Consider the following 21,037-nt stretch of genomic DNA (forward strand, 5'->3'; position numbering starts at 1 on the left):
GCGAGGGAACGATCGGTCAGCGATGGTCGCCTTCAAAGGCCGAGCAGCGACAACATGATGAACGTCGCAAACAGCACAAAGTGAGTCATGCCCTCGATGGCGTTGGTCTCGCCGTCATTGAGGTTGATCGCGCTGACGATCAGCGTGATGAAGATCATCACCGTCTGCACCGGCGTCATCGCCATCTGAAACGGCTGCCCCGTGTAAAGGGCCATCGCCTCCATCACCGGCACGGTCAGAATCACCGTCGATAACGAAGCGCCCATTGCAATGTTGACTACCGACTGCATACGGTTGGCCAACGCCGCGCGCAACGCGGTCAGGATCTCCGGCGCTGCCGAGATCGCCGCCACCAGAATCGCCGTGATCACAGGTGGTGCGCCCGTGCCTTCCAGGCCCAGATCGAGGGTCTTGGACATCACCTCGGCCAGTGCGCCGATCACCACCACACCGAACACCAGAATGCCGATCGACAGCGCCAGGCTGACCGGTTTCGGCTCCTGTTCCACGGGCTCTTTCTTGCGACGTTTGTCCGGGTAGCTGTAGCTGAAAAAGTAGCTGTGCGGCCCGACCTGCATGCGCAGGAACAACGCATAAAGCAACACCATCGCGCCGATGGTGAAGGCCGAATAGATTTTCCAGTTGGCCTCGGGAATGAACTCCGGCACCACCATCGACACGCCCATGGCGGTGAGGATCATCACGCTGTAACTGCGGGCCGAGTCGTCGTTGTAGGACTGCTCGCCATGCTTGATCCCGCCCATCAGCGCGGCGAGGCCGAGGATGCCGTTGATGTCGAGCATCACCGCCGAATAGATCGTGTCGCGTACCAGTGTGGCCGAAGCTTCGTTGCTCATCATGATCGCCAGGATCACCACTTCCACCAGCACGGCGGCGAGGGTCAGGATCATCGTGCCGTACGGGTCGCCGACTTTTTCAGCGAGCAATTCGGCCTGATGGGCAACGCGCATCGAGGCGGCCACGATGAACGCGATCAGCACCAGCCCGGCCGTCAGGGCAACGATCTGGCCGCTGTGCAGCAACCAGTGCTCCAGCGGATAGGCAACACAGGCGGCGATGACGGCCAACAGCAGAAAGCTTTCTTGCTTGAGGATGGTGAACATGACGGGCCTTTTTGCCGAAGAGTGCGAATGAGCTACTGACTGCGGGGCGGCGCTAACGTTTCGTTACACCTTAGCGCACCAGTGGATGGCGTCCGTACACGAGCATGCACTTTTTTCGGCCCGGCCGGCCTCATCGCGAGCAAGCGCGCTCCCACAGGGATCGCGGTGCTTTTGTGGGAGCGAGCTTGCTCGCGAAGGCTTCGCCGCGATTCCGACTCGATTTGTTGTCCGCCTGGTCAGCCTTTTGCATTGCCCTCCCCACACACAACAAAAGGGAGTTCGCGTTCATGCAAAAACGTCCACTGCAAACACTGCTGTGCATCGCCATGGGCCTCGGCCTCAGCCTGAGCGCCAGTGCCGCCGATCCACTGAAAGTCGGCTTCGTCTACATCGGCCCCATCGGCGACCACGGCTGGACGTATCAGCATGAACAGGGGCGCAAGGTGCTGGCGGAAAAACTCGGCACGCAGATCACCACCAACTATGTGGAGAACGTCGCCGAAGGCGCCGATGCCGAGCGGGTGATCCGCAACATGGCCAAGGACAACTACGACCTGATCTTCACCACCTCTTTCGGCTACATGAACCCGACGGTGAAAGTCGCCAAACAGTTTCCCAAGGTGACCTTCGAACACGCCACCGGCTACAAGCAGGACAAGAACCTCGGCACCTATCTCGCGCGTACCTACGAGGGCCGTTACGTCGGTGGTTTCCTCGCGGCGAAGATGACCAAGACCAAGAAGATCGGCTACGTCGCTTCGTTCCCGATCCCGGAAGTGATCCGCGACATCAACGCTATTCAATTGGCCCTGAACAAGTACAACCCAGGGACCGAGATCAAAGTGGTGTGGGTCAATTCGTGGTTCGACCCGGGCAAGGAAGCCGACGCTGCCAACGCCCTGATCGATCAGGGCGTGGACGTGGTGTTCCAGCACACCGACAGCCCGGCGCCGATCCAGGCCGCCGAACGGCGTGGTGTTTATGCCGTGGGCTACGCTTCGGATATGGCGCACTTCGGGCCGAAGGCGGTGCTGACCTCGATCGTCAACGACTGGGCGCCGCACTACATTCAGGCGACCCAGAGCGTGATCGACCACACCTGGAAATCCCAGGACTACTGGGGCGGGCTGAAGGAAGGCACGGTCGAACTGCCGATCAGCGATCTGGTGCCGGCACCGGTGAAGGCCGAAGCCGAGCAGATCATCGCCGACATCAAGAGCGGCGCCCTGCAACCGTTCACCGGGCCGATCAAGGATCAGGCCGGCGTCGAGAAAATCCCGGCGGGGGTCAGCGCCACCAACGCCGAACTGGCGTCGATGAACTACTACGTCGAAGGCATGAAGGCCGAGATGCCGAAGTAAATTCCAACATCTACCCTGTGATCGTTCCCACGCTCCGCGTGGGAATGCAGCCCGGGACGCGTCCCTGCCGAAAGCGGACGCGGAGCGTCCATTGAGGCATTCCCACGCAGACGGTTCGACGCCTCGACGTGGGAACGATCCCCCTTATACCTTTCAAGGATTGTGTATGGATCAGCTTCCGATCATCGACATCTCGCCGCTCTACTCCAACGATCAGAACGCCTGGCCGGCCGTCGCCGAACAGATCGACCACGCCTGCCGCGAATGGGGCTTCTTCTACATCAAGGGCCACCCGATTTCTGCGCAGCGCATCGAATCCCTGCTCGATCACGCACAGCGCTTCTTTGCGCAACCGGCAGAAGAAAAACTCAAGATAGACATCACCCAGACCGTCCATCATCGCGGCTACGGCGCCATCGCCACCGAGCAGCTCGACCCGGACAAACCCAGCGATCTCAAGGAAACCTTCGACATGGGCCTGCACCTGCCGGCCGATCATCCCGAAGTGCTGGCGGAAAAACCCTTGCGCGGCCCCAACCGCCATCCGGTCATACCCGGTTGGGAAGCGCTGATGGAACAGCACTACCTCGACATGCAGGCCCTCGCGCAAACCCTGCTGCGGGCCATGACGCTGGCGCTGGGCATCGAGCGCGACTTCTTCGATACACGCTTCAACGAACCGGTCAGCGTGCTGCGAATGATCCATTACCCGCCGCGCCACACCGCCAGTTCCGCCGAACAGCAAGGTGCCGGCGCGCACACCGATTACGGCTGCATCACGCTGCTGTATCAGGATGCTGCCGGCGGCTTGCAGGTGAAAAACGTCAAAGGCCAGTGGATCGATGCACCGCCCATCGACGGCACGTTCGTGGTCAACCTCGGCGACATGATGGCGCGCTGGAGCAACGACCGTTATCGCTCGACCCCTCACCGGGTCATCAGCCCGCTCGGCGTGGATCGCTACTCGATGCCGTTCTTCGCCGAGCCGCATCCGGATACCCGCATCGAGTGCCTGCCCGGTTGCCAGGACGCACAGCATCCGGCGAAATATCCGACCACCACCTGCGCCGAATTCCTGCTGTCGCGCTTCGCCGATACTTACGCCTATCGACGGGAGCAGGAAGCGGTGTGATGGATCGGTTGGTCAGGTTTTGCCAATTGTTTCGGCGGGCATCTGTAGAATGCCGTCATTGCACCTGATGAGAAAAGAATATGTACGACTGGCTCAACGCCCTGCCCAAGGCCGAATTGCACCTGCACCTCGAAGGCTCGCTGGAGCCCGAGCTGCTGTTCGCCCTGGCCGAACGCAACAAGATCGCCCTGCCGTGGAGCGACGTCGAAACCCTGCGCAAGGCTTACGCCTTCAACAATCTGCAGGAATTCCTCGACCTGTACTACCAGGGCGCCGACGTGCTGCGCACTTCCCAGGATTTCTACGACCTGACCTGGGCCTACCTGCTGCGCTGCAAAGAACAGAACGTGATTCACACCGAACCGTTCTTCGATCCGCAGACCCACACCGACCGTGGCATCCCGTTCGAAGTGGTGCTCAACGGCATTGCCGCCGCGCTGAAGGATGGCGAGCAGCAACTGGGCATCACCAGCGGCTTGATCCTGAGTTTCCTGCGCCACCTGAGCGAAGACGAAGCGCAGAAAACCCTCGACCAGGCGCTGCCGTTCCGTGATGCATTTGTCGCCGTAGGTCTGGACAGCTCCGAGATGGGTCACCCGCCGAGCAAGTTCCAGCGCGTGTTCGATCGTGCCCGTCACGAAGGTTTTCTGACCGTCGCCCATGCCGGCGAAGAAGGCCCGCCGGAGTACATCTGGGAAGCCATCGACCTGCTGAAAATCCAGCGCATCGACCATGGCGTGCGTGCCATCGAAGACGAGCGCCTGATGCAGCGGATCATCGACGAGCAGATCCCGCTGACCGTGTGCCCGCTGTCGAACACCAAGCTCTGCGTGTTCGATCACATGTCCCAGCACAACATCCTCGACATGCTCGAGCGCGGCGTGAAGGTCACGGTGAACTCCGATGACCCGGCGTACTTCGGCGGTTATGTCACCGAGAACTTCCACGCGCTGCACACTCACCTGGGCATGACCCAGGATCAGGCCAAACGCCTGGCGCAGAACAGCCTGGATGCGCGCCTGGTAAAACCGTAACAGCGCTGAAGATCCAATGTGGGAGCCAGCCTGCTGGCGATGAGGCCGTTACATTCAACATCTGTGTTGATTGAAAGCCCGCAATCGCCAGCAGGCTGGCTCCCACAATAGGGTCTGTATTCAGCCAGCGACCTGAGCTTCTGTCAGCTCTTCCAGCGTCTTGCCTCGGGTCTCCATCCCGAACAGCCACACCACCCCCGCCGCAATCGCAAAGCACAACGCACCCAGCGCAAACACCCCGCCCTGCCCGGTGATCGGGAACACCAGCCCGGTGACCAACGGTCCGAGCAGCGAACCCACGCGGCCGATGGCCGAGGCAAACCCCGAGCCCGTCGCCCGCGCCGAGGTTGGATACAGTTCTGGCGTGTAGGTGTAGAGCACCGCCCACATGCCGAACAGGAAAAACTGCATCAACAGCCCCGTGCCGATCAGCAGCGCCACGTTGCCGCCAAACACCGCGCTTTGTCCGTACAGAAACGCCATCACCCCGCCGCCGAGCAACGTGACGATGCACACCGGCTTGCGTCCCCAACGCTCCACCAGCCAGGCCGCCATCAGGAAGCCTGGAATCCCGCCGAGGGAAATCAGCACCGTGTAATACACCGACTGGGTGACCGCAAACCCCGACTGTTGCAGCAGCGCGCTGAGCCAGGAGGTCAGGCCGTAGAAGCCGAGCAGCGCGAAGAACCAAAGGCTCCAGATCATCGTCGTGCGCTGGCGGTACTGCGGCGACCAGATCTGTTTGAGCGCCGAAAGGAAATGGCCCGGCGGGGTCACGCTACGTGGCAGACGAACCGGCGCCGGCAATGCAGCACCGCCGAGTGAGGCCTGTACCCGCGCCTCGATGCCACACAAAACCTTGTTCGCTGCGTCATGTTTGCCGGCCTGTTCCAGCCAGCGCGGCGACTCGGGAATGAAAAAGCGGATCGCCAGCACGAACACTGCCGGCACCGCCAGCACCAGAAAGATGTCGCGCCAGCCAATCAACGGCAGCAGGAAATACGACAGCACACCCGCCGCAACGAACCCCAGCGGCCAGAAACCGTCCATCAAGGCGATGTAGCGCCCGCGACGCTGCGCAGGAATCAACTCCGACAACATCGACTGGGCAATCGGAAACTCCATGCCCATGCCGATTCCCAGCAGGATGCGGAACAGCGTCAGGCTCTCGACCGTCTGCGCCGTGGAACACAGGTAACTGGCCAGCCCCCACAGGACGATGCTCCATTGGAACACCGGTTTGCGACCGAACCGATCCGCCAGCAATCCGGACAGTGACGCCCCCAGCACCATGCCGAAAAAACTCGAACTGGCCAGCAGGCCAGCCTGCGCGCTGCTCAGGCCGAACTCGGCTTTGATCGAGCCGAGCAGGAAGGTCATCATCGCCAGATCCATGGAGTCGAAGAAAAACGCCAGGGCGATGATGATGAAGATGATCCGGTGATAACCGCTGACTGGCAGACGCTCCAGTCGATCTGCCGCGCTGAAGTTTCCCGTGTCCATGCCACCTCCTCAATCCGAAAAGTCCCCGGATCGAGTGTGCGCGATAGCGGTTGCGCGCCTGTGCCAGATGCGACGTGTTCGCAGCCGTTGGCGACGCTCGGTAGCAAATCAGTGGAAGAAAGCGCTCTACAACGCCATTTCCAGCTCGGTTTCACAGGCGAAACGGTGAATTTCCCGCTGGCCCGCCGCCGTCAGTTGCAAGGCGCGGGAATCGTTGGGCAGTACCAGCCAGCCCGATTGCATGAACAGCTGCAACAACGCCGCGCCCAGCGAGCCTCCCATGTGCGGGCGACGCTCGCTCCAGTCTGGACAGGCGCAAGCCACCTGAGCGTTGCGATGGGCCAGCGCTTGGATGTACACCCCGCGCCCGGCCAGTTGTGTCGAGCCTTTATGCGTGACCACCACTCGATGCTCAAGCTGCTCGATCCAGCCGGCATCGAGCAGCCGCTGGTACAGGTCGGCGGCCAGCGTTCCGCCCAGATGGTCGTCGCAAAACCGTGCGCGAAGCAGTGAGGAAGGAGCGGCCTGGGGTCTGACGACCGGCGAGGCACGCTTGAACACGTCGGGGATTTCTCGCGGAGCGCTGGCCAACGTGGCGCTGGCCAGCGCTTCGATGGCCGCGCCGATTTCGGGAGCCGCCAGACGAAAGAAGCGTTTGCGTCCGCGCGCCTCGACCTTCAACAGCCCCCCAGCGGACAAGCGCCCCAGATGCGCACTGGCTGACGAAGGCGAAAGCCCGGCCAGCAACGCCAGCTCCTCGGTCTGCCGCGCCGAGCCGTCCATCAACGCCCACATCATCGCGCTGCGTTTGGGATCGGCCAGCAACGTGGCGATCTGGCTGATGCAAGGTGCATGTTCCATCTATTCACTCCCTGTTGAATCGTATCGTCTACAGCTCATAGACATCTTGACCAGTAATCAGTCGTCGGCCAAGGCGCGCAAAATACCTTGAGCCCAAGCGAGGCAGCGCGCCGCAGCGAGGAAACCGCAGCACTGTCGCGACCCTCGTCCCTACCCGGCCGGTTGCGGTCTGATCGTTCTCGCATCGGCCTTTTGGTGCGGGCATCAGGCGGCCGCTAGTATAAGCGGGTTGCTCGCGGCGTCCTGCGCCGGAGCGGCCGTGGTTGGTGATTGTTCCTGAGAGAAATTTCGCTATTTACCTGCGACTAATGGTCAGACTCCTGAAAAACGGGAAAACGGCTACTCAATTCGGCGCAACGGCTGGCGAGCATCTCCCTCAGAAGGTTCACCGGCTTACTCAATTGTGCGCGATGGGCGCACAGCAGATTCAGCGGAGCACGTTCGCAAAGCAGCTCCGGCAACAGCACTTTCAGCCGCCCCGCCAGCACATCACCGGCCACATCAAGCCACGATTTGTAGGCGATGCCGGCTCCTGCCACCGCCCACAGACGCACCACGTCGGCGTCGTCACTGAAGCGGTCGCCACTGACGGTCAGACCGACCTCGCGTTTGCCGTCGTGGAAATTCCAATGGTCGTGCACCCGGCCACCGAGCATATAAAGCAGGCAGTTGTGCTGCGCCAGCTGTTCCAGATGCAGTGGCTCGCCGTGCCGGGCCAGGTAGGCCGGTGATGCGCACAACACCCGTCGGTTGCGCGGGGCAATCGGCAACGCCACCAGACTGGAATCCTCCGGCTCGCCGTAGCGCAAGGCGATGTCCACCGGCTGGCGAAACAGGTCGGCGATGCGGTCACCCAGCAGCAGGCGCACCGTCAGTTTCGGGTGTTCGCGCTGAAAGTCATCGAGCCACGGCAACAGAAGATTGCGTCCGAAGTCCGAAGGCGCCGACAGTTGCAGAATGCCGCTGACCTGGTCCTGCCCGCTGGCCAGCAGGCGGCGCCCCTCATCCAGGTTGCTCAACGCAGCGCGGGCGTATTCGAGAAACCCTTCACCTTCGGCCGTCAGCCGCAGGCTGCGAGTGGAGCGCGCCAACAGCCGCGCGCCCAATTGCTGCTCGATCCGCTTGAGCGCAGCACTGGCCACGGCGGCGGACATGTCCATCACCCGCGCCGCCGCCGACAGGCTGCCCAGATCCGCCGCACGGACAAACAACTGCAAGTCATCGAAACGCAGCATCTCAGCCCCGATTATCAAAAAAACATTGAAAGAGACTGCTCTTTTAGCCGGTTTTATCTCGGGCAGAAATAGCCAATCATGCCATCCATCGAATTCATCCCGTCCCGGAGTCGAACATGTCCCAGCCTTTCACCGCCATCGCCACCCTGATTGCCCGACCTGGCCAGCAGGACGCCCTCGAACAGCACCTGCGCGCCCTGATCGAACCGACCCGCGCTGAAGCCGGTTGCGGTCAGTACGAACTGCATCAGGACCTGGCCAACCCACTGGCCTTCTACATGATCGAACAGTGGGCCAGCGACGAAGCCTTGCAAGCCCATGATGCCAGCGCGCATATCCAGCATTTCCGCAGCCAGGCCGAGGCGTTCCTCGAACACTTCGAACTCAAGCGCCTGCGCGTCATCGCCTGAAGCCTCCCTTTATTCACTTTCGGAGTTCTCCATGAAAGCCATCGCCTATTACGCTTCGCTCCCGATCAGCGACGAAAAATCCCTGCAAGACATCGAACTGCCAGAACCGGTAGCCGGCCCCCGCGACCTGCTGGTGGAAGTCAAAGCGATTTCGGTCAACCCGGTCGACACCAAGGTTCGCCAAAACGTCGCGCCGGAAGGCGGCGCTGCCAAAGTGCTCGGCTGGGACGTGGCCGGCGTGGTCAAGTCGGTCGGCAGTGAAGTGACATTGTTCAAGGCCGGCGACAAGGTGTTCTACGCCGGCTCCATTGCCCGGGCCGGTGGCAACAGCGAACTGCACGTGGTGGATGAGCGGATTGTCGGCCACATGCCGAAAACCCTCAGCTTCGCCGAAGCTGCCGCCTTGCCGCTGACCGCCATTACGGCGTGGGAATTGTTGTTCGAACGTCTGCAGATTCGCGAAGGCAACACTGACGAAGGCCAGAGCCTGCTGATCGTCGGCGCGGCCGGCGGCGTCGGTTCGATCCTCACCCAACTGGCCAGCCAGTTGACCGGCCTCAAGGTGATCGGCACCGCCTCCCGCCCTGAGACCCGCAACTGGGTGACAGAGCTGGGCGCTGATCTGGTGATCGATCACAGCCAGCCGTTGAGCGAAGAACTGAAACGCGCCGGTGTGGCCAACGTGACCCACGTCGCCAGCCTGACCCAGACCGAACAGCACCTGGACCAACTGGTCGAGGCCTTGGCGCCGCAAGGCAAACTGGCACTGATCGACGATCCGAAAGCGCTGGACGTGACCAAACTCAAGCGCAAGAGCCTGTCACTGCACTGGGAGTTCATGTACACCCGCTCGCTGTTCGAAACGCCGGACATGATCGAGCAGCACAAACTGCTCAATCGAGTGGCCGGGCTGATCGACAACGGCACCTTGAAAACCACGGTAGGCGAGCACTTCGGCACAATCAACGCGAGCAACCTGCGCCGCGCCCACGAATTGCTGGAAAGCGGCAAGGCCAAGGGGAAAATTGTTTTAGAAGGTTTCTAAAACTCGCGAGACCGCAGCCTTCTCCAGCCTCCGATGTGGCTGGCCCGGGGGCTGCGGTGTTTTTTTGCCGTCAGTCAGATGCTTGACCCTTGTCACAATTGCGATCGTATTCAGGACTACAATCGAGTCCTCTGCGATGCAATCTTTTACGTACGGGAGGTCAGCAATGAAGATCCTGATAAAAGAAGTGGCAAAGTCCCAGTGGCAAGTTCGTCTTGACCAGCACGCCGTGACCTTCCGCAGTGAGGCCGAAGCGCTGGCCTTCACCCGCACTCTCGAAGCGCGTCTGCACGCGCCCCATCGGATTCCCGACCCCGGTCAGCAGCGCGCTGTCGGTTGAGGCCTTCGTTTCAGATTTCAGCCTGCGCCTTTGCCAGCGCCCGGGCATTCTGTATGCGCCGGGTGAGCATCGCTGCGCACACCACCAGCAAACCACACAGGCTGATGACCATGGCCATCGGCACGGCGGTGCCATCGTGCAGGATCCCCACCAGCGCCGAAGCCCCGGCGGCAACGCTGAACTGCAGGCTACCGAGCAACGCTGAAGCACTGCCGGCGCGACCGCCCTGCCCGTTCATCGCACACGCCGCCGCATTGGGGCTGATGCAGCCAAGGCTGGCCACGCAGATGAACAAAGGAATCAGCAGTGGCCACAGTGCCTCGGTGTGCAAGGCGCTGACCGCAAGCAGCGTCAGCCCGGCGCCCAGGTAAACCCAGACCGCCCGCGACAGCAGAAAGGCCGGACCGCGCTTGGCCAGCAGTCGCGCATTGACCTGTGCGACCAGAATGAACCCGGCCGCATTGGTGCCGAACAGCCAGCCGAAATGTTCGGCCGGCACGCCGTACAGTTTGATGAATATGAACGGGGAGCCGGCGATGTAGGCAAACATCCCGGCGATGGCGATGCCGCCGGTCAGGGCATGGCCCATGTAGACCGGATCCGCCAGCAGCCGGCCGTACTGACGCAGGGCGCCAGACAACGGCTGACGCGGAACATGCGCCGGCAGACTTTCCGGCAGGCCGAGGGCTACCGCCAGTCCGGCCAAGGCACTGAAACCGGTCAGCATCAGGAAGATCGACTGCCATCCCGACGTGTTCACCAGCAGGCCGCCGAGCATTGGCGCCAGAATCGGTGCCAGCCCCATCACCAGCATCAGTTGCGAGAAGACTTTCGCCGAGCCCACCGCATCGCATTTGTCGCTGACCACCGCCCGGGCAATCACCATCCCCGCACAGCCGCCCAGCGCCTGCAAGAGCCGCGCGCCGATCAGCCATTCCAGATTCGGCGCGTAGGCGCAGGCCACTGACGCCAGCGTGAACAGCGCCAGACCAATGAGCAGCGGAATCCGCCGACCGAAGCGATCCGCCAACGGCCCGTAAGCCAGTTGGCCTATGGACAGGCCGAAAAAGTAAGCCGACAGCGTCAGCTGGACGTGTTTCTCATCCGTGCCGAACGCCAGCGCCATGGTTGGAAAGGCGGGTAAATAGAAGTCGATCGCCAACGGACCGAAAGCGGTCAGGGCACCGAGAATCAGAAGGGTACGGAAGTTCATCAGGCGTCCAGGTCGGGCGGGCAGTTGAGTTGAGTGCAGCCCGACAGTCTAGCCGCGCGAGGACGCCTTGAACATTCCGGTAGCTCGCTAACTATTAAAAAGATCAGGCGAGTTTGATGGCGTAGCCTTCTTCGCTGATCGCCTCGATCACCTGCTCGGCGCTCAGCGCACTTTCGACGCCGACTTCCTTCGCCGCCAGATCGACCCGCACGCTCGCGGCCGGATCCTTGCTCTGCACCGCCTGGGTGACGGCTTTGACACAGTGACCGCAGGACATGCCTTCAACAGTGAACACTTGCATGGAATGACTCCTTTGAGTGAGGTTGCCGGCAGTTTCAGGCTTGCCACGATGGCAAGGTCAAGTTCTGCAAAAAACTGCCGGGCTGGCAATCGGCGCCGCGCTCGGCCAAGCTGCACGCATCAATGACATGAATTCAGGAGATTCAGCCATGCGCTGGTCAGCTTTCAGCCTGTTTGGCTTACTCAGCCTCTTTGCCGCGATCCCTTCGGTGCAAGCCGCCGGGGAAGATTACGGGGTGCTGATCATTTCCCGCGAACGCCTGGAAGTGGCGACCTCCTGCGAAATCGGCGTGTACATCCAGGATCAGCTGTCGGCACGCCTGTTTCAGGAGCAAAGCACATCGTTCAACCTGCCGCCGGGTAATGTCTCGCTGCGCCTGAAACTGCTGCCGGGACAAATGCCGGGCTGCAACCCGGGCATGCTCGCGCCGGGCTCGCAGGAGATCAAACTGCACGCCGGCGACATCCTGAAATTCCGCATCGCGATGAACCAGGAAGGCATGTACCTCAAGCCGACGGGCCTCGGTTACTAAGGCCTGCCGCTCGTTCCCACGCTCTGCGTGGGAATGCAGCCCGGGACGCTCTGCGTCCCAAAGCGTGACGCGGAGCGTCACAAGAGGCATTCCCACGCAGAGCGTGGGAACGATCGAGTACGCGGGCGGTGGCGGGTGGCGGGTGGCGGAAACTGGTGCTTGACCTTGCCAGCATGGCAAGGTTGATCCTGTAGGCATCCACTACAGGGAGTACGACCGATGTCCGATTCCATCACGTTTGATCTGCCCATCAGCGGCATGACCTGCGCCAGTTGCGCCGGCCGCGTCGAGCGGGCGTTGAGCAAAGTCAGCGGCGCCAGTGCCGTCAGCGTCAACCTTGCCACCGAGCAGGCCAGGGTGCAGGCCCCCGGCGACAGCCTGCCGGCGCTGGTCGAGGCAGTCGAACGCGCCGGTTACAGCGTGCCGCAGCACACCGTGGAATTGAACATCGACGGCATGACCTGCGCGTCCTGCGTGGGTCGTGTCGAACGCGCCCTGAATAGGGTTGCGGGGGTGCAAAGCGTCAGCGTCAACCTCGCCAATGAGCGCGCTCATCTTGAATTGCTCGGCGCGGTCGACCCGCAAACCTTGATCGCCGCCGTGAGCAAGGCCGGTTATTCGGCCAGCCTCTTCGAACTCGAACACCCTCAATCTGACAATCGCCAGCAACGCCTGAACCATGAGCGCTGGGCATTGATCTGTGCGATCGCCCTCGCCTTGCCGCTGGTGCTGCCGATGCTGCTGCAACCGTTCGGCATTCACTGGATGCTCCCGGCCTGGGCGCAGTTCGCCCTCGCGACCCCGGTGCAATTCATCTTCGGCGCGCGCTTTTATGTGGCCGCGTGGAAAGCCGTGCGCGCCGGCGCCGGCAACATGGACTTGCTGGTGGCGTTGGGCACCAGCGCCGGTTATGGCCTGAGTCTCTACGAATGGGCGACCGCCGCCGGACGCATGCCGCATCTGTATTTCGAAGCCTCGGCAGTGGTCATCGCTCTGGTGCTGCTCGGCAAATATCTGGAAAGCCGCGCCAAACGCCAGACCGCCAGCGCCATCCGCGCACTGGAAGCGTTGCGCCCGGAGCGGGCAATTCAACTCATCGATGGCCGCGAACAGGACGTCGCCATCAGCGCCCTGCGCCTCGGCGATCGGGTATTGGTCAAACCTGGCGAGCGTTTCCCGGTGGACGGCGAAGTGCTGGAGGGCCAGAGCCATGCCGACGAAGCATTGATCAGCGGCGAAAGCTTGCCAGTGCCCAAACAACCGGGCGACAAGGTCACCGGCGGTGCGATCAACGGCGAAGGCCGCTTGCTGGTGAGCACCACGGCGCTCGGCGCGGAAAGCGTGCTGGCGCGGATCATCCGTCTGGTGGAGGACGCTCAGGCGGCGAAGGCACCGATCCAGAAACTGGTGGATAAAGTCAGTCAGGTGTTTGTACCGACGGTTCTGCTGCTGGCCCTGGCCACGCTGATCGGCTGGTGGCTGTACGGCGCGCCGCTGGAAACCGCGCTGATCAACGCCGTCGCGGTGCTGGTGATCGCCTGCCCGTGTGCCCTCGGTCTGGCGACACCAACCGCGATCATGGCCGGCACCGGCGTGGCCGCGCGTCACGGGATTCTGATCAAGGACGCCGAAGCACTGGAGCGTGCCCATGAAGTCAGCGCCGTGGTGTTCGACAAGACTGGAACTCTGACCTCCGGCACGCCGCGCATTGCGCATTTCAGTGCAATCGACGGTGACGAAAATGCCCTGCTGACAGCGGCCGGCGCGCTGCAACGCGGCAGCGAACATCCGCTGGCCAAAGCGGTGCTGGATGCCTGTGCCGAACGTAGCCTGAACGTACCGGATGTGAGCGACAGCCAGTCCCTGACCGGGCGCGGCATCGCCGGCAGCCTCGATGGCCGACGCCTGGCGCTGGGCAACCGGCGCTTGCTGGAAGAAAGCGGTCTGAACGCCGGAAACCTGAGCGAGTCCGCCAAGGCCTGGGAAACCGAAGGCCGTACGCTGTCGTGGTTGATCGAGCAAAGTCCGGAGCCCCGCGTACTCGGTCTGTTCGCCTTCGGCGACACCCTTAAGCCCGGCGCGCTGCAGGCGGTGCAACAACTGGCCGCCCAGCGCATCCACAGCCATCTGCTGACCGGCGACAACCGCGGCAGCGCCCGGGTGGTCGCCGAAACGCTGGGCATCGAAAACGTCCACGCCGAAGTGCTGCCGGCGGAAAAAGCCGCCACCGTCGCCGAACTGAAAAAAACCGGGGTCGTGGCCATGGTCGGTGACGGCATCAACGACGCACCGGCGCTGGCCGCCGCCGACATCGGCATCGCCATGGGCGGCGGCACCGACGTGGCCATGCACGCCGCCGGCATCACCCTGATGCGCGGCGACCCACGGCTGGTGCCGGCCGCGCTGGAGATCAGCCGCAAGACCTACGCGAAGATCCGCCAGAACCTGTTCTGGGCCTTCGTCTACAACCTGATCGGTATTCCGCTGGCGGCGTTCGGCTTCCTCAATCCGGTGCTGGCCGGCGCGGCGATGGCCCTGTCGAGCGTCAGCGTGGTGAGCAATGCGCTACTGTTGAAAACCTGGAAACCCGAGGATCTGGAGGACAACCGATGAACATCGGCCAAGCGGCCCGCCACAGTGGCCTGAGCGCGAAGATGATCCGTTATTACGAGTCGATCGGTCTGCTCAAGGCTGCCCATCGCACCGACAGCGGTTATCGCATCTACGGCGACGATGACCTGCACACGCTGGCGTTCATCAAGCGCTCGCGGGACCTGGGTTTTTCGCTGGAGGAAGTCGGCAAACTGCTGACGCTCTGGCAGGATCGCCAGCGTGCCAGCGCCGATGTGAAGGCCCTGGCGCGCCAGCACATCGACGAGCTGAATCAGAAAATCCGCGAACTCGGCGAACTGCGTGACACCCTGCAGGATCTGGTCGAGCACTGCCACGGCGACCATCGCCCGGACTGCCCGATCCTCAAGGAACTGGCGTCGGGCTGCTGCGCGCAACCCGCGCGCGCCTGAGCAGCAGGATTTTCATCGACAGCACTGTGGCGAGGGGAATGCCGTGGAACAACAGCACCACGGCACCCGGCGCCCACCACGCATAGAACGGTGCGGCGATCAGCATGCCGACGCCGAACCCGGTCATCTGCAACAGAGTCAGGAAGCTGAAGATCGGCAGGCGCAGGGGCTCCGGTTCCCGCTGCAGCCGTGACATCAGGCCGACTTCCGAAAACCCGTCGCCCAGTCCGGCCGGCAGCGAAAACAGCAACAGACCAACGACGCTGTGCTGCTGGAACATCAGGATGAATCCGCAGGACATCAGTAGCACGCCACCGAAATAGCGGCGCTCCAGTTGGATGTTTTCCGAGCCGTTGAGGCGACTGGCGATCCGCGCGCCGAGCAGTTTGCCGGCGGCCCACACCGCGAGCATCAGGCCCAGCGTGGTGCTGGCTGAATCCGGCGTCAGCAGTTTGGAGATGATCGGGAAGCCGACGTTGTGAGCAGCGCTGCCAAGGGTGTCGACCATCGTGACAGCCAGCATCGCCGCCACCACTGGAGCACTGCGCAGGCCTTGCAACAACGCCGACCACTCACCCTGTTTAGCGCTGGATTCGAGCACCGGCTCCGGTGCACTGAACCGCAGCGGCGCAATCAACACTGCCGCTAACAGATAGGTCATCGCGTTCAGCGCAAACACCGTTTCAAAACCAAACCCTGCGACCAGCAACCCGGACACCAGACTGCCGCCGACCATCGCCATGGACGAGGCGGACGTGATCCAGGCATTGGTCTTGAGCAACTGCGCCGGCTCGATCAATCGCGGCAACTGGCTGTTGAGGCCGATGGCGAACATCGAATTGCCAAAGCCCAATCCGAATGCAATCAGCGGTAGCAACAACACTTGTTGACTGACCGGAACGATCAGCAACAACCCGAGCACAGCGGCGCGCAGCAGATCGAACGCAATCAGCGGCAAGCGGCCACTGCATCGACGATAAAACGCGGTGCCGATCAGACTGGCGAAAATCCCGCCGCCCACGCGACTGGCGAGAAAAATCCCCACGCTCATCGCGCTGTTGCTCAGCAGGTAGACATAAGTGGCCAGCGCCACCATGTTCAGGAACGCGCCGAAATCGGAAATCAGCCGCGCCGTGATGATCAGCCGGGCATTGCAGGAAGTGGTGATCACAATCAATCCTTGAATGTGTAAAACCCGGCCGAAGCCGGGTTTTCTTTTTCAGATGCTCACTGCATCCACGGTGGCGGAGGCGGTTCGTCGGACTTGCCCTTGGGCTCGTCGTCCGCCGCGCGGATGGCTTGCTTGCGCTCCTCATCCAGACGCGCCGCTTCGATCTCGCGCAGCACCCCGCCGACATCGGCCAGGTCCTCGGGATCGTCGAACTCGCCGGTCAGCACGCTGGCCGGGTGCAACGTACCCGCTTCGTACAACGCCCACATTTCCTTGGCGTATCGGGTCTTCTTCAACTCCGGGGCAAAACGTCCGAAGTAGGACGCCATGTTGCCGACGTCACGCTCGAGCATGCTGAACGCGTGGTTGTTGCCGGCGGCGTCCACCGCTTGCGGCAGGTCGATGATCACCGGGCCGGTCGGTGTCAGCAGCACGTTGAACTCCGAGAGGTCACCGTGCACCAGACCGGTACACAACATCAGCACGATCTGCGAAATCAGGAACGCGTGATATTCGCGGGCCTGATCCGGCTCCAGCACCACATCGTTCAGACGCGGCGCGGCATCGCCGTATTCGTCGGCCACCAGCTCCATCAGCAGCACGCCTTCGAGGAAGTCGTACGGCTTGGGCACCCGCACCCCGGCGTTGGCCAAGCGGAACAGCGCCGCGACTTCGGCGTTCTGCCAGGCGTCTTCGGCTTCCTTGCGCCCGAACTTGGAACCCTTGGCCATCGCCCGGGCCTGTCGGCTGTTACGAACCTTGCGGCCTTCCTGATACTCGGCCGCCTGGCGGAAACTGCGTTTGTTCGCCTCCTTGTAGACCTTTGCGCAACGTAACTGATTGCCGCAGCGCACCACATAAACAGCTGCTTCTTTACCACTCATGAGAGGGCGCAGCACTTCGTCGACCAGACCGTCCTCGATCAGGGGTTCAATGCGTTTTGGAGTCTTCATCAGCTTTTATTGTGGGTCCTTTATTACCAAACACGCGAATGTCACTCGTTATACGGCAATCCTCGCATCACGGGGAGGGGTTGCCGACCTGTGAACCTGTGGATGCACACACTGTGCCGGATAAACCGGGCCGATCCGCCTCTTTATCGGCCGCTGCGAATCATAGCCGAGGCTGTCGAAGTTGTTGGCGACAGGACTTGAGGGCATTTGCGACAGAATCTGACATCCCGCTTCCTATGCCTCGTAAGAAATTTCTCTTGAGGCCTCAATTTCCCTCTGCCGCGGCCGAATTCCTCTGAGACAGAGGAATTTGTCCGACAATCGTTCCAAAAAAATCTTCGATGTCGCACTCAAGGAAACGAGTGAGAACCAACGTTTTTCGGCTGCCAATAACCGCGAGTCATCTGCACTGCGTGGGCCTACAAGAAAATCTGGAGCGCGGATGAACATCAAACAGAAGTTGACCTGGGCGTTTGCAATCATCGCCTGCTTGCCTGTGGTGCTGGTCGCCACGCTGGTGGTACTGAACCTGCGCAGCGATGCCCGGGACGATTTTGTCGACGGCAGCGGGCGCGAGATCCGTCAGGTCAGTAATGCCATGCAGTTGTTTTTCGACGGCATCAGCCAGAACGTCGATTACCTGGCGGCGCAACCATTGGTCAAAAACGCCGACGGCAGCGTGCGCAGCCGCATGAGCGCCAATGCCTCCGATACCTCGGATGGCGAGATCGACAAGCAACTGTTTGCCCTGTTCGAAGGGCTGGCGAAATCCCACCCGGCCTACTCCTACGTTTCCTATGGCCTGAGCAGCGGCGGCTACGCGTTCTGGCCGGGCGACCCGAAAATGGCCAACTACGACCCGCGTACCCGCCCGTGGTACAAGACCGCCATGGCCAACCCGGGCAAGACCCTGCGCACTGAAGCCTATTACTGGGCCGGCGATGACGCAGTACTGGTCAGCACGGTGCGCGCGGTGGCCAACCAGTTGGGCGCCCAGGGTGGCGTGGTCAACATTGACGTGTCGCTCAAGCAACTGACCGAGATCGTCAAACAGATCAAGCTCGGTGAAAGCGGTTACCTGATGCTGATGGAAAACACCGGCACGGTGCTGGTCGATCCGAAGCAACCGGAGCACAACTTCAAGAAGCTCGACAGCCTCGGCGACGGTTACGCGCAACTGGCCAAGGCCGGCAAAGGCCTGGTGGAAGTCGAACTCAACGGCGAACGCTACATGGCCAACGTCTGGCCGTCGGAGCAATTGGGCTGGACCTTCATTGGCCTGATCAAGCAAAACGAGGTAATGAGTTCCGCCACCCAACTGACCTGGCTGATCGCGGTCATCGCTGCCGTGCTGGCGGTGCTGTTTGCCGTGGTCGGCGCCAGTTTTGCGAGCCTGATCGTGCGCCCGATCCGCAGCGTGGCCAGCGGCCTGGAAGGCATCGCCCAAGGCGAAGGCGACCTGACCAAGAGCCTCGATATCCGTGGCAGCGACGAAACCGCGCAACTGGCCAACTGGTTCAACCAGTTCCTCACCGCAATCCGCAGCCTGATCCAGCACATCGGCGGCGCGGCCGGAAAAATCCTCGCCACATCGCAGAGCTCGACCCGGGTCTCCGGCGATATGGCCGAAGCCGCCGGACGTCAGCGCGAAGCGGTGGACATGGTCTCGACCGCGTTCCACGAAATGGTCGCCACCGCCAACGAAGTCGCGCGCTCATGCAGCCAGGCGGCGGAGTCGGCCGACAGCGGCCAGCGCCAGGCTCGCGAAGGTCAGCAGCAGATCGATGCAGCAGTAAACAGCGTCGATCAACTGAGCCAGGAACTGGAGCAGTCTGCGCAGTCGATGCAACAACTGGAACGCGACAGCAACGACATCCAGTCGATCCTCGGCACCATCCGTTCCATCGCCGAACAGACCAACCTGCTGGCCCTCAACGCGGCCATCGAAGCAGCGCGGGCCGGTGAGCAAGGGCGTGGTTTTGCGGTAGTGGCCGACGAGGTTCGTGCACTGGCCAAACGCACGGCTGACTCGACGGCGGAAATCGACGGGTTGCTGGGCAACCTCGCCAAACGCACCAGCGCGGTGACCCAGCAGATGCGCGCCAGTCTTGATGTGTCGCAGCAATCGGTAGCGCGAATCGGTGAGGCGCGGGAGAGCTTTGGGCAGATTCGTGAGTCGGTGGATGTGATTCGCGACATGAACACGCAGATCGCGACTGCGGCGGAAGAGCAGCATCAGGTGGCCGAGGACATCAACCGCCACATCAGCCAGATTCATGGTGATGCGCAGTTGGTGGCGGAGCTGGCGAATTCGGCGCGGCTGGATTCGCAGAGTCTGGCGGGGTTGTCGAATGAGCTGGATGGGTTGGTGCGCAGGTTCCGTACCTGAGTGACCTTTGGGATCCCCCCTCCCTTTGGGAGAGGGGATTCTTGTTCTTTCAGCGCTCGATGATCGCCGTCACACCTTGCCCCCCCGCCGCACAAATCGAAATCAACCCCCGCCCCTGCCCCGCCGCATCCAGCAACTTCGCCAAATTAGCCACAATCCTCCCGCCCGTCGCGGCAAACGGATGCCCCGCCGCCAGCGAGCTGCCCTTGACGTTCAAGCGGCTGCGATCAATCGAGCCCAGCGGCGCGTCCAGTCCCAACCGGGTCTTGCAGTACTCCGGATCTTCCCAGGCCTTCAACGTGCACAACACCTGCGCAGCAAATGCCTCGTGGATTTCGTAGTAGTCAAAGTCCTGCAAGGTCAAGCCATTGCGCGCCAGCAAGCGTGGCACCGCGTACACCGGAGCCATCAAAAGTCCTTCGGCACCGTTGACGAAATCCACCGCCGCCGCTTCGCCGTCCCGCAGATACGCAAGGACCGGCAGGCCGCGTTCCTTCGCCCATTCTTCGCTGCCCAGCAATACCACTGACGCGCCATCGGTCAGCGGCGTGGAGTTGCCCGCAGTCAACGTGCCCTTGGCGCTTTTCTCGAAGGCCGGTTTCAAGGTCGCGAGTTTCTCCAGGGTCAGGTCCGGGCGCAGGTTGTTGTCGCGGGTCAGGCCGAGAAACGGGGTCATCAGGTCGTTGTGCCAGCCTTCGCTGTAGGACGCCGCCAGTTTGTGGTGGCTTTCGAAGGCCAGTTGATCCTGTTCTTCGCGGGGGATATTCCAGGTCTGCGCCATCAATTCGCAGTGCTCGCCCATCGACAGGCCGGTGCGCGGTTCGCCATTGCGCGGGAATTCGGGGATCAGGTGTTTAGGACGCAATTGCAGGAAGGTCTTGAGCTTGTCGCCGGTGGTCTTGGCGCGGTTGGCTTGCAGGAGGATCTTGCGCAGGCCTTCGCTGACGTTGATCGGCGCATCCGACGTGGTGTCGACGCCGCCGGCGATGCCGCAATCGATCTGGCCGAGGGCGATCTTGTTCGCCACCAGCAACGCGGCCTCCAGACCAGTGCCGCAGGCCTGCTGAATGTCATAAGCCGGAGTGGCCGGCGACAGGCGCGAGCCGAGTACGCATTCGCGGGTCAGGTTCATATCCCGTGACAATTTCAGCACCGCGCCTGCGACCACTTCGCCGATGCGCTGGCCGTGCAGGTTGTAGCGTTCGATCAGGCCTTCGAGGGCGGCGGTGAGCATCACCTGATTGCTGGCGGTGGCGTAGGGCCCGTTGGAACGGGCGAACGGAATGCGGTTGCCACCGATGATCGCGACGCGGCGCAGCTGACTCATGAAATGCTCCTTGTTGATCCAGATTCATGGAGAACCCTTGTGGGAGCTGGCTTGCCAGCGATAGGGCCGGCACCTCCAACATC

General features: G+C 62.1%; 19 protein-coding genes and 1 pseudogene. 11 read left to right on the forward strand and 9 right to left on the reverse strand.

Annotation, left to right across the window (positions count from 1 at the left end):
• Nucleotides 1–32: 32 nt before the first annotated feature.
• The gene (locus tag CAF63_RS12015; protein WP_085690629.1) at nt 33–1,124 is read right to left on the reverse strand and encodes a calcium:proton antiporter; all 1,092 of its coding nucleotides are present in this window, start codon (nt 1,122–1,124) and stop codon (nt 33–35) included.
• 287 nt (nt 1,125–1,411) lie between these two features.
• Here CAF63_RS12015 and CAF63_RS12020 point away from each other — a divergent pair, with 287 nt between their 5' ends.
• The 3 genes from CAF63_RS12020 to CAF63_RS12030 all read left to right on the forward strand — a co-directional run bounded on the left by CAF63_RS12020 (nt 1,412) and on the right by CAF63_RS12030 (nt 4,651).
• A complete protein-coding gene (locus CAF63_RS12020) occupies nt 1,412–2,485 on the forward strand; it encodes a BMP family ABC transporter substrate-binding protein (protein ID WP_085690628.1) in 1,074 nt (357 codons plus the stop codon).
• 166 nt (nt 2,486–2,651) lie between these two features.
• On the forward strand, nt 2,652–3,617 hold the full coding sequence (locus tag CAF63_RS12025; RefSeq protein ID WP_085690627.1) for a 2-oxoglutarate and iron-dependent oxygenase domain-containing protein: 966 nt from the start codon (nt 2,652–2,654) through the stop codon (nt 3,615–3,617).
• Nucleotides 3,618–3,697: 80 nt separating this feature from the next.
• Entirely contained in the window at nt 3,698–4,651 is a 954-nt protein-coding gene (locus CAF63_RS12030; protein ID WP_007958502.1) for an adenosine deaminase, read from the forward strand.
• Between the two features lie 120 nt (nt 4,652–4,771).
• Here the strand turns inward: CAF63_RS12030 and CAF63_RS12035 are convergent, their stop codons facing one another.
• From CAF63_RS12035 to CAF63_RS12045, 3 genes are all read right to left on the reverse strand, one after another.
• On the reverse strand, nt 4,772–6,154 hold the full coding sequence (locus CAF63_RS12035) for an MFS transporter (RefSeq protein ID WP_085690626.1): 1,383 nt from the start codon (nt 6,152–6,154) through the stop codon (nt 4,772–4,774).
• Nucleotides 6,155–6,280: 126 nt separating this feature from the next.
• Complete coding sequence (locus CAF63_RS12040) at nt 6,281–7,015, reverse strand: helix-turn-helix transcriptional regulator (RefSeq protein WP_007958496.1); 735 nt, start codon at nt 7,013–7,015, stop codon at nt 6,281–6,283.
• A gap of 305 nt (nt 7,016–7,320) precedes the next feature.
• Nucleotides 7,321–8,250 carry a LysR family transcriptional regulator gene (locus CAF63_RS12045; protein WP_085690625.1) on the reverse strand — a complete coding sequence of 310 codons (930 nt, stop codon included), beginning with the start codon at nt 8,248–8,250 and terminating at the stop codon, nt 7,321–7,323.
• A gap of 116 nt (nt 8,251–8,366) precedes the next feature.
• Between CAF63_RS12045 and CAF63_RS12050 the strand changes: the two genes are divergently transcribed.
• The 3 genes from CAF63_RS12050 (at nt 8,367) to CAF63_RS28830 (ending at nt 10,045) form a co-directional block, all read left to right on the forward strand.
• Nucleotides 8,367–8,660, forward strand: coding sequence for a putative quinol monooxygenase (locus tag CAF63_RS12050; protein WP_011332308.1), 294 nt, complete (start codon nt 8,367–8,369; stop codon nt 8,658–8,660).
• A gap of 31 nt (nt 8,661–8,691) precedes the next feature.
• Nucleotides 8,692–9,705 carry a zinc-binding alcohol dehydrogenase family protein gene (locus tag CAF63_RS12055; protein WP_085690624.1) on the forward strand — a complete coding sequence of 338 codons (1,014 nt, stop codon included), beginning with the start codon at nt 8,692–8,694 and terminating at the stop codon, nt 9,703–9,705.
• Between the two features lie 166 nt (nt 9,706–9,871).
• Nucleotides 9,872–10,045, forward strand: a complete 174-nt coding sequence (locus tag CAF63_RS28830; protein WP_166496092.1) for a hypothetical protein — start codon at nt 9,872–9,874, stop codon at nt 10,043–10,045.
• 10 nt (nt 10,046–10,055) lie between these two features.
• On the opposite strand, the gene CAF63_RS12060 is transcribed toward CAF63_RS28830, so the two are convergent.
• Both CAF63_RS12060 and CAF63_RS12065 read right to left on the reverse strand, forming a co-directional pair.
• A complete protein-coding gene (locus CAF63_RS12060) occupies nt 10,056–11,258 on the reverse strand; it encodes a multidrug effflux MFS transporter (protein WP_085690623.1) in 1,203 nt (400 codons plus the stop codon).
• Between the two features lie 103 nt (nt 11,259–11,361).
• Nucleotides 11,362–11,559, reverse strand: a complete 198-nt coding sequence (locus CAF63_RS12065; protein ID WP_007958490.1) for a heavy-metal-associated domain-containing protein — start codon at nt 11,557–11,559, stop codon at nt 11,362–11,364.
• Between the two features lie 148 nt (nt 11,560–11,707).
• Between CAF63_RS12065 and CAF63_RS12070 the strand changes: the two genes are divergently transcribed.
• From CAF63_RS12070 to cueR, 3 genes are all read left to right on the forward strand, one after another.
• Nucleotides 11,708–12,091 (forward strand): hypothetical protein, encoded by a 384-nt coding sequence (locus tag CAF63_RS12070; protein WP_085690622.1) that lies wholly within the window; start codon nt 11,708–11,710, stop codon nt 12,089–12,091.
• A gap of 219 nt (nt 12,092–12,310) precedes the next feature.
• Entirely contained in the window at nt 12,311–14,704 is a 2,394-nt protein-coding gene (locus tag CAF63_RS12075) for a heavy metal translocating P-type ATPase (protein WP_085684870.1), read from the forward strand.
• A complete protein-coding gene (gene cueR, locus CAF63_RS12080; protein WP_011332302.1) occupies nt 14,701–15,114 on the forward strand; it encodes a Cu(I)-responsive transcriptional regulator in 414 nt (137 codons plus the stop codon). Before CAF63_RS12075 ends, cueR begins: the two co-directional genes overlap by 4 nt.
• Here cueR and CAF63_RS12085 read toward each other — a convergent pair.
• A complete protein-coding gene (locus CAF63_RS12085) occupies nt 15,068–16,282 on the reverse strand; it encodes an MFS transporter (RefSeq protein WP_085685428.1) in 1,215 nt (404 codons plus the stop codon). The genes cueR and CAF63_RS12085 overlap by 47 nt on opposite strands.
• Nucleotides 16,283–16,341: 59 nt before the next feature.
• Nucleotides 16,342–17,238: a PA4780 family RIO1-like protein kinase gene (locus CAF63_RS12090; protein ID WP_085684872.1), complete on the reverse strand. Its 897-nt coding sequence runs from the start codon at nt 17,236–17,238 to the stop codon at nt 16,342–16,344.
• 598 nt (nt 17,239–17,836) lie between these two features.
• Here CAF63_RS12090 and CAF63_RS29230 point away from each other — a divergent pair.
• Nucleotides 17,837–18,769 (forward strand): annotated as a pseudogene (locus tag CAF63_RS29230) (cache domain-containing protein); the annotation flags it as partial.
• A gap of 129 nt (nt 18,770–18,898) precedes the next feature.
• Nucleotides 18,899–19,627 carry a methyl-accepting chemotaxis protein gene (locus tag CAF63_RS29235; RefSeq protein ID WP_371807402.1) on the forward strand — a complete coding sequence of 243 codons (729 nt, stop codon included), beginning with the start codon at nt 18,899–18,901 and terminating at the stop codon, nt 19,625–19,627.
• 49 nt (nt 19,628–19,676) lie between these two features.
• Here CAF63_RS29235 and CAF63_RS12100 read toward each other — a convergent pair whose 3' ends face one another.
• The gene (locus tag CAF63_RS12100; RefSeq protein ID WP_085684876.1) at nt 19,677–20,954 is read right to left on the reverse strand and encodes an acetyl-CoA C-acetyltransferase; all 1,278 of its coding nucleotides are present in this window, start codon (nt 20,952–20,954) and stop codon (nt 19,677–19,679) included.
• Nucleotides 20,955–21,037: the final 83 nt, after the last annotated feature.

The sequence above is a fragment of the Pseudomonas sp. B20(2017) genome (assembly GCF_002113125.1).
Taxonomy (GTDB): Bacteria; Pseudomonadota; Gammaproteobacteria; order Pseudomonadales; family Pseudomonadaceae; genus Aquipseudomonas.